Origin of the sequence: Micromonospora sp. CPCC 205558 (genome assembly GCF_036902955.1) — a bacterium.
GTDB lineage: Bacteria > Actinomycetota > Actinomycetes > Mycobacteriales > Micromonosporaceae > Micromonospora.
Genome location: NZ_JBAKHR010000028.1, coordinates 1 through 16,241, shown reverse-complemented (window position 1 = coordinate 16,241; position 16,241 = coordinate 1). Strand labels below are relative to the sequence as shown.

Annotated in this window: 13 protein-coding genes; 2 read left to right on the top strand and 11 right to left on the bottom strand. The window is 70.8% G+C overall.

All coding sequences use genetic code 11. From position 1 onward, the window contains the following. Window positions 1-65 precede the first annotated feature (65 nt). Window positions 66-1,166, top strand: a complete 1,101-nt coding sequence (locus V6U86_RS26320; protein WP_334507657.1) for an AI-2E family transporter — start codon at window positions 66-68, stop codon at window positions 1,164-1,166. Here the strand turns inward: V6U86_RS26320 and V6U86_RS26315 are convergent, their stop codons facing one another. Next, on the bottom strand, window positions 1,167-1,820 hold the full coding sequence (locus tag V6U86_RS26315; RefSeq protein ID WP_334507655.1) for a dienelactone hydrolase family protein: 654 nt from the start codon (window positions 1,818-1,820) through the stop codon (window positions 1,167-1,169). Between the two features lie 22 nt (window positions 1,821-1,842). On the opposite strand from V6U86_RS26315, the gene V6U86_RS33450 reads away from it, so the two are divergent. Then, window positions 1,843-2,211, top strand: a complete 369-nt coding sequence (locus tag V6U86_RS33450; protein ID WP_442935013.1) for a hypothetical protein — start codon at window positions 1,843-1,845, stop codon at window positions 2,209-2,211. A 73-nt stretch (window positions 2,212-2,284) separates the two neighbouring features. Here the strand turns inward: V6U86_RS33450 and V6U86_RS26305 are convergent, their stop codons facing one another. The 10 genes from V6U86_RS26305 to V6U86_RS26260 all read right to left on the bottom strand — a co-directional run bounded on the left by V6U86_RS26305 (window position 2,285) and on the right by V6U86_RS26260 (window position 15,842). After that, a complete protein-coding gene (locus V6U86_RS26305) occupies window positions 2,285-4,657 on the bottom strand; it encodes a glycoside hydrolase family 65 protein (RefSeq protein WP_334507654.1) in 2,373 nt (790 codons plus the stop codon). Further along, window positions 4,654-5,457, bottom strand: a complete 804-nt coding sequence (locus tag V6U86_RS26300) for an HAD family hydrolase (protein WP_334507652.1) — start codon at window positions 5,455-5,457, stop codon at window positions 4,654-4,656. The genes V6U86_RS26305 and V6U86_RS26300 overlap by 4 nt, the downstream gene beginning before the upstream one ends. Window positions 5,458-5,516: 59 nt before the next feature. Beyond that, window positions 5,517-5,981, bottom strand: a complete 465-nt coding sequence (locus tag V6U86_RS26295) for a DUF4442 domain-containing protein (protein WP_334507651.1) — start codon at window positions 5,979-5,981, stop codon at window positions 5,517-5,519. A gap of 62 nt (window positions 5,982-6,043) precedes the next feature. Continuing rightward, on the bottom strand, window positions 6,044-7,024 hold the full coding sequence (locus tag V6U86_RS26290; RefSeq protein ID WP_334507649.1) for a hypothetical protein: 981 nt from the start codon (window positions 7,022-7,024) through the stop codon (window positions 6,044-6,046). A 94-nt stretch (window positions 7,025-7,118) separates the two neighbouring features. Then, window positions 7,119-8,417, bottom strand: a complete 1,299-nt coding sequence (locus tag V6U86_RS26285) for an ABC transporter ATP-binding protein (RefSeq protein ID WP_334507647.1) — start codon at window positions 8,415-8,417, stop codon at window positions 7,119-7,121. A 125-nt stretch (window positions 8,418-8,542) separates the two neighbouring features. Next, a complete protein-coding gene (locus V6U86_RS26280; RefSeq protein WP_334507645.1) occupies window positions 8,543-10,753 on the bottom strand; it encodes a bifunctional glycosyltransferase/CDP-glycerol:glycerophosphate glycerophosphotransferase in 2,211 nt (736 codons plus the stop codon). 14 nt (window positions 10,754-10,767) lie between these two features. Further along, complete coding sequence (locus V6U86_RS26275; RefSeq protein WP_442935012.1) at window positions 10,768-12,828, bottom strand: DUF5941 domain-containing protein; 2,061 nt, start codon at window positions 12,826-12,828, stop codon at window positions 10,768-10,770. Continuing rightward, on the bottom strand, window positions 12,825-13,571 hold the full coding sequence (locus V6U86_RS26270) for an ABC transporter ATP-binding protein (RefSeq protein WP_334507643.1): 747 nt from the start codon (window positions 13,569-13,571) through the stop codon (window positions 12,825-12,827). The genes V6U86_RS26275 and V6U86_RS26270 overlap by 4 nt, the downstream gene beginning before the upstream one ends. Window position 13,572: 1 nt before the next feature. Beyond that, a complete protein-coding gene (locus V6U86_RS26265; RefSeq protein ID WP_334507641.1) occupies window positions 13,573-14,400 on the bottom strand; it encodes an ABC transporter permease in 828 nt (275 codons plus the stop codon). 71 nt (window positions 14,401-14,471) lie between these two features. After that, on the bottom strand, window positions 14,472-15,842 hold the full coding sequence (locus tag V6U86_RS26260; RefSeq protein WP_334507639.1) for an L-serine ammonia-lyase: 1,371 nt from the start codon (window positions 15,840-15,842) through the stop codon (window positions 14,472-14,474). Window positions 15,843-16,241 lie beyond the last annotated feature (399 nt).

Here is a 16,241-nt window from a genome sequence, read left to right as displayed (position 1 = left end):
GCCATTCGGGGTGTCGGGGTACGACCGACCGGGTACCGACCTCGTCGACATCGAGGAGGACCGACATGGCCGCAGAGGGACCCGGATCGACAGGCGGCCCCGGGCCGCGCCAGACCTGGGCGGCGTTGCCCTGGCTGGTCCGAACCGCGGTGTTGTGGAGCGCCTGCCTGGTGGTGATCGCCGCCGGGCTCTATCTGCTGGGCCGGATCGCCGTCCTGTTGGCACCGCTGGCCATCGCGCTGGCCGCCACCATCTTCCTCACCGCGTTGCTCGATCCGGTCCTGCTTCTGCTGCGCCGGTTGCGCCTGCCGGCCGCGCTGGCCGCGCTCTGCACCGTACTGCTGCTGCTCGGCATCCTGGTCGGCGTTGGCGCGCTGGTGTGGAACCTGACCGCCAGCCAGTTCGATCAGCTCAGCCAGGAGCTGACGCAGGGGGTCGAACGCAGCCGCGACTTCGTGACGTCCACCCTGCCGGTCAGCGAGGCACAGCTGGACCGGCTGGTCGACCAAGCCCGGCAGGGGCTCAGTGGCAGCTCTCCGGACCCGGTGGCCGGCGCCCGGACCGCCACGGAGGTGTTCGGCTCCTCGCTGCTGGCTCTGGTGCTGCTCTTCTTCCTGCTCAAGGATGGCCGGTCGATGTGGCACTGGGTGCTGTCGCGGGTGTCCGGCCCCAACCAGCCCGTGCTGGCCGAGGCCGGCCGGGCCGGTTGGCAGACGTTGGGCGCGTACAGCCGGGGCACGATGTTCATCGCCGCTATCGACGCGCTGGGCATCGGGTTGGCGCTCGTTGTGCTGCGGGTGCCACTCGCCCTGCCACTGGCGTTGATCACGTTCCTCGGCGGGTTCGTGCCGATCATCGGGGCGACGGTGGCCGGTGCGGTGGCGGTGCTGGTGGCACTGGCCGCGAACGGTCCCACCACCGCGTTGCTCACCCTCGCGGCCGTGATCGCCGTCCAGCAGATCGAGGGCAACCTGCTGGAGCCGCTGGTCATGAAGCGGCAGGTCCGACTGCATCCGGCGGTGATCCTGGTGGCGGTCACCGCGGGCACGCTGATCGCGGGGATCGCTGGCGCCTTCGTCAGCGTCCCGATAACCGCCGTCCTCTGGCGCGTCATCGACACCGTCCAACAGCGCCGCTCGGCCTCGGCCCTCCTACCCACTGACTGATCATCGACCGAGGTGCGTGGCGAACCAGGTCCCAGCCTGGTCGGCGACCTGCTCAAGGGTGCCGGGTTCCTCGAAGAGATGGGTGGCGCCGGGGATCACCCGCATCTCGGCAACCTCCCCCAACTCGGCCAGCGCCTGCTCGTTGAGCGCGATCACCTCTTCGTCCAGCCCGCCCACCAACAACAACGTCGGGGTGCGCACCTGGGTCAGCGCGTCTTCTGCCAGGTCCGGCCGACCACCTCGGCTGACGACGGCGGTCACCCGATCGGCGCGGGACGACGCCGCGACCAGGGCAGCGGCAGCCCCCGTACTGGCCCCGAACAGGCCGATCGGCACGTCACCGGCCGGACGCTCGGTGGCGAGCCAGTCGACGATCCCGGCCAGCCGGCTGGCCAGCAGCCCGATGTCGAAGCGCAGGTCGGCGGTTCGCGCGTCCAACTCGTCCTCGACCGGGGTGAGCAGATCCGCCAGCACGGTGCCGAGCCCTCGGTCGTTGAGCGTTTTGGCCACCGCCACGTTGCGCGGGCTGTGCCGGGAACTGCCGCTGCCGTGCGCGAACAGCACCACGCCGTCCGGCTGGGCGGGCAGCATCAGGTCGGCGGGGAGCTGGACGTCCCCGATCGGAACTGTCACCGTGCGCTGCTGATCGTCCATGCCCCACCTCCGGTGCTCGGCAATGGTCCGGGTACCCCGCCCGCCGCGCGCCACGCACGCCGACGACGCCGGTGTCACCCGGGGGCCGTGGGCAGGCCGCCGGGAGCGCGTTTGCCGGGTGGGGCGTCGGGTACGCGACGAGCGACCGCAGACCGTGATCGGCGCAACCGCGCCCCGACGGATCGCGAGGATCGCCATGGCCAAGCAGCAGATCTCCCGGCAGCAGCAGCTGACCGAGCAGGCCCAGCGGGAACAGGACGCGGAGCGCAATCAGGACTTCGGGGACCAGGATTTCGGAGACCAGGCCGCGTCGGCCCGGTTGCCCGACGACCCGAAGGCGGCGGCCCCCCGGGATGCGATCGGGCGCCCGTCGACCGGCGAGCCGGTCTGATTCACCAGGCCCGGCGAGCCGGTCTGATTCACCGGGCCCGGCGGGCGGGGCGGGAAGGTTCCCGCCCCGCCCGTCACTGTTCGGGCTCGGGCAACCGCAGCAGCGGAGACCGGCCCGGTGGCTGCTCGGGCGGAGGGCCGGACGGCTCGGCCGGCGGCACCGGCACCGTCACCGGCTCGTCGCAGGTCACCCGCAGCACCTGGTCGTGGTGGCGCAGCTCCACCACGTCGTCCGGGCCGCCGTGGCGCAGCGAGTACGTCGTCTGGTGCGGTCGGACATCCACCCGCAGCGCCAGCCCCCGCCACTGCAGGGAGAACTCCAACCGGCTGAGTCGGCTGGAGAGCCGGGGGGCGAAGGACAGCTCCCCGTCGTGGTCCCGCAGACCTCCGAACCCGCCGACCAGGGCGAGCCACGCGCCGGCCAACGACGCCATGTGCACGCCGTCGCGGGTGTTCTCGTTGAGGTCGTGCAGGTCCATCAGCGCGGCCTCACGCAGGTAGGTGTGCGCGAGTTCGGGGTGGCCCACCTCCGCGGCGAGCACCGACTGGGTGCAGGCCGACAACGACGAGTCGCGTACGGTGCGACGCTCGTAGTAGAGGAAGTTGCGTACCTTCTCCTCGGGGGTGAAGGCGTCCCCCCGCCAGTGCATGGCGAGGACCAGGTCGGCCTGCTTCACCACCTGCTTGCGGTACAACTCGAAGTACGGGTAGTGCAGCAGCAACGGGTACTTCTCCGCCGGTGTGTGCGTGAAGTCCCATTCCTCGAATCGGGTGAAGTTCTCCACCTGCTGGTGGACGCCGAGCTCCTCGTCGTACGGCACGTGCATGGAGGTGCCGGCGTCCCGCCAGCTCGCGGCCTCCTCGTCGGTGACCCCGAGGTGGAACGCCTCGTCCCGGTAACGCATGACCGCGTCGGCGGCGGCGAGCAGGTTCCGCTGCGCCATCAGATTGGTGTAGATGTTGTCGTTCTTCACGGCGGTGTACTCGTCCGGGCCGGTGACACCATCGATGTGGAACCGCCCGTGCCGGTCGTGGTGGCCGACCGAGCGCCACAGCCGGGCGGTCTCCACCAGCAGCTCCAGCCCGATCTCGCGTTCCATCTGGGTGTCCCCGGTGACCATCACGTAGCGGCGCACGGCGTCGGCGATGTCGGCGGCGATGTGGAAGGCTGCCGTGCCGGCCGGCCAGTATCCGGACGATTCCGGGCCTTCGATGGTCCGCCAGGGGAAGGCGGCACCCCGCAGGTTGAGCGTCTCGGCACGTTCCCGCGCCGAATCCAGTGTGCTGTGCCGCCACTGCAACGCGCTGCGCACCGCGGTCGGCTGGGTGTACGTGAGCACCGGAAGGACGAACATCTCGGTGTCCCAGAAGGCGTGGCCGTCGTAACCGGGGCCGGTCAATCCCTTCGCCGAGATCGGCCGTTGCTCGGCGCGCGCGCCGGCCTGCAACACGTGGAAGAGGCCGAAGCGGACCGCCTGCTGCACCTCCGGGTCACCCTCGACCAGCACGTCTGAGGCGTCCCAGAACGCGTCGAGATAGTTGCGCTGCTCCCGGTGGAGCCCGTCCCACCCGTCGAGCCGGGCGCCGGCCAACGCCGCTCCGACCTGGTCGCGCAGTGCCGGCAGGGACCGGCGACTCGACCAGCCGTACGTCAGATACTTGATCACCCGCAGCTTCTCGCCGGGCTTGAGCACGCAGGCGATGGTGGTGCGCACCCAGTCCTGGTATCCCTCGGACTCGATCGTGGTGTGGTCCGGGCCGTGCACCTCGTGCTCCATGGCGGCGGCGACCCGCAGACCGGAGACCTTGGTGCGGTGGATCAGCTGACCGCCGTCGGGGGTGGTCAGCTCCTCCTCGGCCTGCAGTGGCGACTCCAGCACCGCCGCGACCCGGGGGTCCTTGCTCTGCGCGGGCAGCGATTCGTTCGCCACCAACTCGGACTGCACGATCAGCCGCAGCGGGCCGTCGACGGCCTCCACCTCGTAGCTGATGGCGGCCACGGAACGCTGGGTGAACGAGACGAGACGGGTGCTGCGGACCTTGACCTCCCGGCCGGCGGGCGAGCGCCAGTGCAGCTCCCGGTGCAGGGTGCCGGCCCGCAGGTCGAGGATCCGTTCGTGGGCGAGCAGCTCTCCGTAGCGCACGTCGAGCGGCTCGTCGTCGACCAGCAGCCGGATCAGTTTGCCGTTGGTGACGTTGACGATGGTCTGCCCGGACTCGGGGAAGCCGTAGCCCGCCTCCGCGTAGGGCAACGGACGCAGCTCGTAGAACGAGTTGAGGTAGGTGCCGGGCAGGCCGTGCGGCTCGCCCTCGTCGAGGTTGCCCCGCAGACCGACGTGCCCGTTGGAGAGCGCGAAGACCGACTCCGACTGGGCCAGCACGTCCATGTCCAGCCGGATCTCCCGGACATGCCACGGCTCGACCGGGTAGGCGCGCTCACGAATCATGCGGAGCCTCGTCGGGCGGCGAGAGGGTCGGTCGCGGTGCGGGTCGGCGCCGGGGGTTCGGCGACGTCGAGCAGGTCGGCGAGGTCCTTCACCACGACGTCGGCGCCGTGGGCGAGCAGCTCGTCCGCCTGCCCGACCCGGTCGACGCCGACCACGTAGCCGAAGCCGCCGGCGCGGCCGGCGGCCACCCCGGAGAGCGCGTCCTCGAAGACGGCGGCCTGCGTCGGGTCGACGCCGAGCAGCCTGGCCCCGGCGAGGAAGGTGTCGGGGTGTGGTTTGCCGCGCAGCCCCTCGGCGCGGGCAACCAGCCCGTCGACCCGGGCCTGCAGCAGCGACTCGAATCCGGCGGCGGCGACCACCTCACCCCCGTTCGCGCTCGCGGTGACCACGGCCCGGTGGAGGCCGGCGGCTGCCGCCGCCTTCAGATACCGCACCGAGCCCGGGTAGACCTCGACGCCAGCGCTGCGCAGCCGTTGCAGCAGCAGGACGTTCTTGCGGTTGCCCAGGCCGTTGACGGTGTCGGCCTCCGGCGGGTCGTCCGGCCCGCCTTCGGGCAGCACGATCCCCCGGGAGGCGAGAAACGACCGGACGCCGTCGGCCCGGGGTCGGCCGTCGACGTAGCGGTTGTAGTCGGGGCCCGGGTCGAATGGTTGGAACGGCTCGCCGGAGACCGTGGCGCGCTGGCGAAGAAACTCGTCGAACGTCTGCTTCCAGGCGGCGTTGTGTACGCGGGCGGTCTGCGTCAGCACACCGTCCAGATCGAAGAGACAGGCGGTCACGTGAGCAGGTAGGCCCAGCACGCTACGAATCTATCCACCCTGTTGGGCCCGCAAACCCGTTTCGGCTGCCCCGAGGCGTTTCAGTTCGGTCGCAGCGTCCAGATCACGGTCAGCTCCGAGGTCGGCTTGCCGTCCTCGGTGGCGATTTCCACCGCGACCGGGAATTCCGGCCGTCGCCCGGCCTCCAACTCCTCGATCACCTCGGCGGCCGGTCGACCGAGTCGCGCGGTGGCCAGCACCGGACCCATGGCGACTTTCCGGTAGGCGATCTCGGCCCGAACGGCCAACGGCACGGCCCGGTCGAACAGCTGCCCGAAGGCGGCCAGCACGACCGCGCCGGAGGCCGTCTCGCCGAGGGTGAACATGGCGCCGGCGTGTGGACCGCCGATGTGGTTGTGGGTGGCCGGCGAGTCGGGCAGCCGGACGACTGCCCGCACGCCCCCGGCCGCCTCGGGGGCCACCTCGACGAACTCAAGACCGAGCGTACGAGCGAACGGCACCGCTTCCAGCATGCCGGCCACCACCTGGCGGGAGTCGATAGTCATGGCCTGACGTTACTAACCGGTAACGAGGCCGGCAACCAGCAATTTCGCCGCCGAGAACACGCTCAGAGGTTGGCGATGGTGCGCAGGATCTCGGCGTAGAAGTTGCCATCGATGCTGCGGAAGAAGGCGAAGTCCTGGCCCGGGTCGCCGAAGAACGGCCGCAGCGTCCAGGCCAGTTGGGTGCCGACAAAACCGAACAGCAGGATCCAGATGTAGAGCAGGGTCATGCTGGCCGGACGCTGGGTCGGCTCGGCGCGGCGGACCGGACGGCCGTCCCATGGGCGCTGCGGCCCGTAGCCGGGCGGGAACGAAGCACCGGCCGGCTGCCCGGGCACCGGAGCCGGCGCGGTGGTCACCGCACCGTTCGACGTCGACTCAGCCACCGCGGCCCCGGCCGGCACGGCGACCGGCGTCGCTGCGGCGGGCACCGCGACCGGAGCGGCGACCGGCGTCGCCCCGGCGGGCACCGCGGCCGGCACGGCCTGGACCGGCGCCGGTGCGGTGACCTGCTCGTTGACCGTGGCTTTGGCAGCCTCCGGCGCGAGCAGGCCGTGGTCGTTGAGCACCTGCATGCCGCCGGTCAGGAAGCGCAACCCGACAAGCGCCGACAGGGTCAGGATCGCCACGTTGAGCAGCTTGAAGAACCCGTAGTCGTTGGCGGTGATCAGGAAGAAGAGGCTGATCGGCGCGAACGCCACCGCGAGCATCGAGGTGACCGTGATCGCCACCATCACCAGCGCCAACGACTGCCGCACCGAGAGCCGGGCGCCGAAGACCAGGTTGAACAGGTAGAGCGTGGGCAGGCAGATGGCCAACGTGACCAGGAACAGCAGTGGCAGCTTCAGCGCCGAGGTCAGCGCCATCAGCGGGCTGTGGAAGAAGCCCAGCACCGCCCCGTAGCAGGCCAACGCGATGGCGGAGCTGGTCAGCATCCGCCCGGTCAGGGCGTTGAGGTCACGCTCGGCCACGATCTGCTGCCAGATGCCCTCGCGATCGCGCAGGATGCGCTCGATGACGAGCGGGCTGGGACGGTCACCCGACACGGGTGGACCCCTCTCGATGGTCTTTCACAGCGGACTGGGTGGGCAGACGGTAGGACATCGGGTGGCGAGCCCGCCACCCCGCTCCGGCGCGTCGTCAGCGCCAACCAACGTCGATCCGGTCGCCACGCTCGTCGAAGAAGTGCAGCGCATCCATCCGCACCGAGACGGCCAGCGGGTGACCGGCACTGACCGCCGGGTACGGCGCCAGCCGCACCGCCAGCTCCGCCGGGCGTCGGTGGTGCCGACCCGGGTCGGGGAGCACGCTGGTCTGGACGCCACCGACAGTGGGCTCCTGCGGCTCCACCGGCTTACCGGTGAGCCGCTGCATCACCGAGCCGAACCGGCGAAGGCCACGCTGGCCGACCGGCGGCGTCTCGAGCGGCGCGCCCATCTCGTCGACCATGATCGCGGTGGCGCCGATGTCGAGGAACGCCAACGACTCGTGCCCGTGGTGCTCCAGGTAGCGGATCCGCCCGCGCAGCACGTCGCCGGGGCTGTCCGGAGCGACCGGGGTGAGCGCCTCGGCCCGCATGCCGACCACGATCCGCTCACCGTGGTAGTGCGCCACCGCCCGACTGCGGATGTCGTTCCAGGGCAGGTAGAGCGACTGGTCACCGAGGTTGAGCGTGACGTACCGGTCAAGGTGGACGTAGACCGACGCCTCCAGCAGGTTCATCCGTGGGCTGCCCAGGAACGCCGCGACGTAGAGCGTCGCCGGCCTGCCGTACACCTGGGTCGGTGTGCCCACATCCTGGAGCACGCCGCGGCGCATGATGGCCACCCGGTCGGCCATGGTGAGCGCCTCAGCCTGGTCGTGCGTGACGTAGACGGTGGTGACGCCCAGCTCACGGGTCAGGCCCGAGATCTCCGCACGCAGCTCGGCCCGGAGACCGCTGTCCAGGTTGGACAGTGGCTCGTCCATCAGGAACAGGCCGGGTCGGCGGACGATCGCCCGACCCATCGCCACCCGCTGCCGCTGCCCGCCGGAGAGCTGACCGGGCTTGCGGGCCAGCACGTCACCGATGCCCAGCGCGCTCGCCACGTCACTGACCCGCTCACCCCTCGGCTCGGGCTCGATCCCGGCCAGCCGCAGCGGAAACGCGATGTTGTCGCCAACTGTCATGTGCGGGTAGAGAGCGAAGTCCTGGAAGACCATGGCGATCTTGCGGTCCCGTGGGGGGAGGTCGTTCGCCAACTCGCCGTCGAGCATGACCACACCGGTGGTGGGATCTTCCAACCCGGCGATCATTCGCAGCACTGTCGACTTGCCGCACCCGGACGGCCCAAGCAGCACCATGAACTCGCCGTCGTTGACATCGAGATTGATGTTGTCAACGGCAAGCGTGCCATCCCGGAAAACCTTGGTCACATCCTTGAGCGTGACGGTGCTCACCGTCTTCCCCCCCAGCGCGCGTCGGCCGAACCCCCCAAGACTGTGACCAGCATCATGGATTTAGGACATCGGGTAAACGTCTTATGTTCAATCGATGTCGCTGCTATTAAGCGACAGAAGCCCGATCAACAGCTGGTCGACCGCTCGCCCGGCTCCCCGAGGAACACCTGGCGCACCACCCGCTCCGCCGCCCGCCCGTCGTCCATCGTGCAGAAACGGGCCCGGAAATGCGCGCGCGCCTTGGTCGCCGCGTCCGAGCGCACCGCGTCGGTGCGGAACAGGTCGAGCAGATCGGCGAAGGTGGCGGCCACCGCGCCCGGCGGTTCGGCAGTGACGTCGAAGTAGACCCCCCGGGCCAGCCGGTACGCCTCCCAGTCCGGGGTGTAGAGCACGATCGGCCGGTCCAGCACCGCGTAATCGAACATGGCCGACGAATAGTCGGTGAGCAGCACGTCCGCCACCAGGTAGAGATCCTCCACCCGCTGATGGCCGCTGACGTCGCGAACCCGCTCCCAGTCCTTCGGCTGACCGGGACGTCGATCCCGGTCGTGGAAGTAGTGGCTGCGCATCAGCAACCGACCCGAACCACCCAGCGCTTGGACGAAGCGGTCCGGGTCGAATGGCGGCCGGTAGCCGGGCAGGTGCTCGCGGTGCGTCGGGGCGTACAGGACGACCTGCTCGTCGGGGTCGAGGCCGAACTCCGCGCGGAGTCGGCGCACCTCGTCAGGGCCGGCCGTGACCAGGCGGTCGTTGCGCGGGTACCCCACCTCCAGCGTCGTGTACGTGGCCGGGTACGCCCGGTCCCACATCTGGGTGGAGAAGCTGTTGGCGCTGACGCTGTAGTCCCAACGGTCCACCCGGCGCAGCAACCCCGCGAAGTCCATCCGACCCGCGCCGATCGGGTAGCGCTGCTGATCCAGCCCCATCACCTTGACCGGCGTGCCGTGGTGGGTCTGCACGTGCACCTGTTCCGGTCGCTTGCGGACGAAGTCCGGAAAGTTGACGTTGTTGACCAGCCACCGGGCTCGGGCGAGCACCCGGTAGTACGCCGGCGTGCCAGCGACCACGTACTCCACCCCGGCCGGCACGGCGTCCACCCGGTCCCGGCGCACGATCCACACCCCGCGCACCCCAGGCGCCAACCGGCGGGCGACCTCGTAGATGGCCGCCGGGTTGCAGGAGTAACCCCGATACCAGTACGCCGCGTACACCGCGAGAGTCGAGTCGATCGGCCGCCGCAACTCGGCCCGGTAGTACTCGCGCAGCAGCCGGTCGCGGGTAGACCGGGCACCTCGCCGGGCGACCGGGCCGACCTTGCGCCGGGCGGTGCGGGCCCGCCGGCGGGCGGCGTCGCGGGCCCGGCTGGCCGCCCGCAACGCGCTGAAGGTACGCCACCGGCCGGTGGCGACGAGCTTGTGTTTGATCCCCTCGACCCCGTCCGGCACCGGATAGCCGCCGGGCGGCAGCCAGCGCTCGTAGTCGGCGGTGATCTGCGCGAAGAACGCCTCCCGCAGCTCCGGCGCGATCCGTTGGCCGTTGCCCAGCACCGTCAGGTAGTGCCAGATCATCCGTTCGAAGACCACCGGCCGCAGGGCCTCGGTCGCCGGCCCCCACGAATCCATCAGATGGAAGACCCGGTGCCACTGCGGGAAGACCTCGAAGTGCCGGTCACCCCGGGTCCGGGTGATCGCGCCGGCCCGCCGCTGGCGGTAGTTGACGCAGACCCGGTCCAGGACGCCGATCCGCCGCGCGGCCATCAGCACCGGGTAGCTGAACGAGACATCCTCGTACCAGCCGGGCGCGAAGCGCAGCCCCAGGTCGACGAGGAAATCCCGCCGGACCAGCCGGTTCCACGCGGTGTGCAGCAGGTGCATCGCCTGCGGCCGGTCCCGCAACCGGAAGGTGCCCGAGCCCGGCGACTCCGGAAACACCTCCGCCATCGCGCTGCGGGTGGCGGTGTTGTTCCAGTGGGTGCGGACGTGATCGACCAGCAGGACGTCCGGACGGGTGACCCGCAACCGTTCGGCGACCTCGATCAGACACTCCGGCGCCAGCCAGTCGTCGCCGTCGAGGAACCACACGTACTCGCCGACGGCCCGGTCCAGCCCGATGTTCCGGGCCGGACCGAGGCCGACGTTCTCCGGCAACCGCACCGAGCGGACCCGCTGGTCGCGGGCCGCGTACTCGTCGATGATGTCGCCACTGGCGTCCGGCGAGCAGTCGTCGACGGCGATCACCTCGATGTCGGTCTCCGGCTGACCGAGGATGGAGTCCAGACATTCCCGCAGGTATCCCTGCACCCGGAAAGCCGGCACCACGAAGCTGATCAGGGTCATCCGGCCGCCCTCCGTCAGCGCGGCGCGGCACCTCCAGCGCCCGCCGGCGCGACCGACGCCCGCGCGCTACGGGCCGGTCGCACGAACCAGGCCAGGACGACGCTCACCACGAAAACCACGAGAAGGTACGCACCGAGTGTAGCCAGACCGACACCCGCAATACCGGCGATCGCCGCGAGGGCCACCAGCACCGAACGCCCCTCCCAGCCCAGCGTCGCCGCGTGCAGCGGCGGTGCCGCCTGCCGCTTCTCCAGCCGGGCGGTCAGGTCGTAGTGGTGCACGGTGAGCACGAAGACGTACCCGAAGATCAACCAGCCGGGCGCCCCACCGACCACCCCGACCGCGATGGCGAACAGATACTCGGCGGCCCGCAACGCCGCCGGCACCAGCCAGTCCAACGGGCCGTTGTGCGCCGCCCCGGCGCCCAGACCGCCGACCAGCAGCACCAGCAGCGCCACCGGCACCGCCCAGCGCAGCCCCTCGGGCGCGTCACTCAGCAACGCCCCGACCAGCAGCACCGCCGGGCCGAGCGCGGCGATCACCGCCAGGGTCAGCGGCCCCATCGGGCGGACCACCGGCAACCAGCGGGCCAACGGCCCATCGTCGCGGTGCAGGGTGGCATCGACCGTGTCCAGCACCGGCACCCACATCCAGCGGGCCCGCAGCGTCCGCAACGCCCCGGTGTACGCGAACGCCAGCACGCCCCAGACCAGCACGGCGATCAGGCTGACCAGCGGGTTGAACAGCGCCACGGTCAACGCGATCAGCGCCCACCGCTCACCGATCGGGAAGACCACGGTCCGCTTCAGCCAGTACGACACCGACCCGGTGTCCGCCTGCACCCGGGTCGACGCCGCGTTGAGCCGGTCACCGATCCCGCCGCTGGCGTTCGTCGCCGTACGCGGTCGACGGGCCGCCTCGTCGTGCAGCACCCCATACCAGGTGTCGGTCATGTGCCGGACCGTCTGCAACGTCATCGCGGCGATCGCGAGCGCCCACCCGTTGCCCAGCCCGGCGTGGCTCACCCCGAAGCCCAGCCCGGCGTAGACCAGGTACTCCTTGGCCCGGTCGGCCATCGTGTCCAGCCAGCCGCCCCAGGCGCTGAAGTGCCTGGTGTAGCGGGCCAACTGACCGTCCACGCAGTCCAGCACGAAGCCGAGATAGAGCAGCACCGCGCCACCGACCAGCGCGGGTCGCCCACCGACCCCGAACAGTACCGCCGCTCCCAGCGCGAAGAGCACCGAGATCACCGTCACCCCGGTCGGCGTGAGCCGGAGCCGCGCCGACAGCCGGACCAGGTACGGCGACCAGGTGCTGACGAAGTAGGTGGAGAAGAAGTCGTCCTTCTCCTTCACCGACAACCGCAACTCGGCGCGGTCCTCGTCGACCGCGGTCACCGCCGCCTCGGCAGCGGTCAGCCCGGCCGTGTCCTCGACCCGGTGGGCGACGAGCAGGCGTACCCGCTGGGCGAAGATCAGGGTGCCGAGCCCCGCGAGACCCGCGAAGAGCCGGTCCACGGCGGACCCGGGTCCACCGGCCGCGACCGACCCCCCGGAACCGGCCCCGGCGGTTGCCGGCAGCGGTGCCACGTCGCCGGCCGGGCCGATCGGGGCGGCGACGGGAAGCATCCCGGACGCGGCGGCCCGGGCGGCCGCCGCGAGGGTCGGCAGGTCGTCCACGCCGACCCGCAGCGCACCGCCGAACACGCCGGTGGCGTCCCCGTCGATGGCGTCCAACGCGCCGGCGTCGACAACCTGGCCGCGCTCCTCCCGAACGGCGGCCCGACCGGGCACCGGCGGGTCGCCGAGCACCAACGCCACCGTGGGCCCCACCGGGCTGGTGGCCAGGTGCCGCAGCACGGCGGTGTGCGCCACCAGGTCCGTGCCGGTGATCAGCACGGGTACGGTCGCCGCCGCGACCAGGTCGGCCAGCTCGTCGAGGTTGGCGGCGAAGCGCACCTCAGCCGCCCCGGCCGCGCGCAACTGGGCGGCCAGTCGATCGGCCAGCGGCTCACCGGTCGCCGTGGTCAGGCCCGCCGCGGGCGCCCCGGCGGCGAGCACGATCGCCAGCGTCACCGCGGAACCGCTGCGTGGTAGGCGTCGAGCGCCTCGGCGATGGTGCCGTCGAGCGTCAACCGGCCCGCGTCGAGATACAACCCTCGACGGCAGAACCGGGTCAGGTCCTTTTCGTTGTGTGACACGAGCACCAAGGTGCGCCCCTCCCCGAGCAGACGATCAATCGTCGCGTAACACTTCTTGCGGAACTCCGCGTCCCCGACCGCGGTCACCTCGTCCATCAGCAGGATCGGATGCGGCAGGTGCGAAATGATCGCAAAGCCCAGCCGCACCTTCATCCCCGACGAGTAGTGCCGCACCGACGTGTCGATGGCCCGTTCCACCTGCTCGCCGGCGAACTCGACGATCTCGTCGAAGTGCCGCTTCAGGTAGCTCGTCGACAGTCCGTGCAGCCCACCGACCAGGTGCAGGTTCTCCCGCCCGGTCAGGTCGTTGGAGAAACCGGCCGACAACTCCAGCAACGGCGCCACCGCGCCGTGCACCCGGATGTCGCCCTCATCCGGAATGAGCACCCCGGCGATCAGCCGCAGCAGGGTGCTCTTGCCGGTGCCGTTGCGCCCGATCACCCCGACGGTCTCGCCGGGCTGCACGGTGAACGACACGTCCCGCAACGGCCAGAACTGGCCGGGCAGCGCACCACGGGCGCCCCGGTGGATGAACAACTCACGCAGCCGCAGTTGACGGCGACGGTTACGGACGAACCGGATCCCCAGGCCGTCCGCCTCGATGATCGGCGCGGCCACGTCAGAGCTCCTTGAGCACGGCGGGCTCCAACCGGCGGAACGACCACCAACCGGCGGCCAGCACCAGCAGGCTGCCGACGATCGTGGTGGCGAGCAGCCGGGCGTCCGGGAACTCGTCCGGGTACCAGATCGCGTGGTGCAGCTGGAAGATCCCGACCAGCGGGTTCAGCTCGTACACCACCTTCAACCAGCCCGGCAGGCCAGACTCCCGGACCAGGCTGAGCGGATAGATGATCGGCGTGGCGTAGAAGAGCACCCGGATGATCAGCCGCATCAACCGTTCCACGTCGCGCATCAACACGTTCCAGGCAGACAGCAGCAGTGCGAGCCCGGTCAGCAGGACGGCCTGCACGGCCACCGCCAGCGGCAGGGACAGCAGCGACCAACCGGGGTGGATCCGACCATGCGCCGCGTAGACCACCGCGATGGCGATCAGGATCGGCAGGCCGGCCGCGTACTCGGCGAACCGGCCGGTGACCCGGCCGATCGGAAAGACCTGACGCGGCACGTTCATCGTGGTGATCAGCCGGGACTGGCCGGTCAGCGCGTTCGTCGCCTCGCTCAGCGCCGAACTGGTCCACATCCAGGCGAAGATGCCGGTGATCAGGAAGAGCGGGTACGACCCGGCCGCCTCACCGAGGTGCCGACCGGTGTCCCGGGAGTAGAGCACCCCGAAGACGAACCAGTAGATGGCGCCCATGCCGAGCGGCTCGATCAACGACCAGAAGTAGCCCAGCACCGACTGCTGGTACTTGACCGCCAGATCCCGCCTGACCAGGATGCGCAGCGAGTTGCGGTGCGACCACAACGCCGCGACGCCAGAGGTCACCGCAGCCTCCCGCCTCCTGAAACGGACGACAGGTTAGCAGTCGGTGAACGAATGCCCCGAATCGACCGGGCTCAGCACTCGATCACGTTGACGGCCAGACCGCCACGCGCCGTCTCCTTGTACTTGACCTTCATGTCGGCGCCCGTCTCCCGCATGGTCTTGATGACCTTGTCCAGCGACACCTTGTGCACACCGTCGCCGCGCAGCGCCAGCCGGGCGGCCGTGATCGCCTTGATGCTAGCCACCGCGTTCCGCTCGATGCAGGGAATCTGCACCAGGCCACCCACCGGGTCGCAGGTCAACCCGAGGTTGTGTTCCATCCCGATCTCGGCCGCGTTCTCCACCTGCTCCGGAGTGCCACCGAGCGCCTCAGCCAGCCCCGCCGCCGCCATCGAACACGCCGAACCGACCTCACCCTGGCAGCCGACCTCGGCGCCCGAGATCGAGGCGTTCTCCTTGAACAGCACACCGATCGCGCCCGCCGTCAGCAGGAACCGCAGCACACCCTCGTCATCGGCCCCCGGCACGAACCGGGTGTAGTAGTGCAGCACCGCCGGAATGATCCCGGCCGCGCCGTTGGTCGGCGCGGTGACCACCCGGCCGCCCGCCGCGTTCTCCTCGTTGACCGCCAGCGCGAACAGCGTCACCCAGTCCATCGCGTGCAGCGGGTCGGCAGTCCCGGCCTCCGCCTCCAGGCCACGCCGCAGCTCCGCCGCGCGCCGCCGAACCTTCAACCCACCAGGGAGTACGCCGTCCCGCTCGCAGCCGCGCTGCACGCACTCCTGCATCACCCGCCAGATCTCCAGCAGACCGGCCCGGATGTCCGCCTCGCTGCGCCAGGAACGCTCGTTGGCCAACATCACCTCGCTGATCGACAGACCGGTGCGGGTGGTCACGTCGAGGAGCTGCGCCCCGGTCAGGAACGGGTACCGCACCTGCGTGCTGTCCGGCTTGATCCGGTCCGCGCCGGCCGCCGCCTCGTCCACCACGAAACCGCCGCCGACGGAGTAGTAGGTGCGGCTCCTGACTTCCTCGCCGGCCGCGTTGAAGGCCGCGAAGGTCATCCCATTCGGGTGGTACGGCAGCGAGCGGCGGCGGTGCAGCGTCAGGTCCCGATCCGGGTCGAAGTCGATCTCGTGCGCGTCAAGGATGTTGATCCGCCGCTCGGCCCGAATCCGCTCGACCCGAGGACCAACCGTGTCCGTGTCGACCGTCTCCGGCGACTCGCCGGCCAACCCGAGCAGCACCGCCCGGTCACTGCCGTGACCATGCCCGGTGGCACCCAGCGAACCGAACAACTCGGCCTGCAGCCGCGCCGTGTCAGTGAGCAACCCGTCGGCCTTCAGCCCGCCGACGAACGTACGCGCAGCCCGCATCGGCCCCACCGTGTGCGAACTGGACGGCCCGATACCGACGCTGAAGAGGTCGAAAACACTGATCATGGCTGCGCTTCCTCGCCGTCGTCCCGGCGTACGGGACCCGGCCGGGTCGCGACCGCCGGTCTGGCGGCCCCGCTCGTGACCGTCCGGGGTATGGGTGCCGGCCCTCCGGGGTGTGGAAGGCCGATCCACCAGCCTACCCGCCCAGCTCACCGCCCACCCGGTCCGGGACGTGAACGCCCGACCACCATCTCCCGCCCGCGCTGGGCGTGCACGCGGGCGAGATGGTGGTCGAGCAGCCGGCGACGGGCGCGGCCGGCGCAGGAGGCGGGCGCGGGAGGCAGGCAGGCAGCGGGCGCGGCGGGGCGCGGAAGGCCTCGGCGGCAGGCGCGGGAGGCGGGCAGCGGCGTGCGCGGGAGGCGTCAGCGGCGGGCGCGGGAGGCGGGCAGCGGGCGCGGGAGG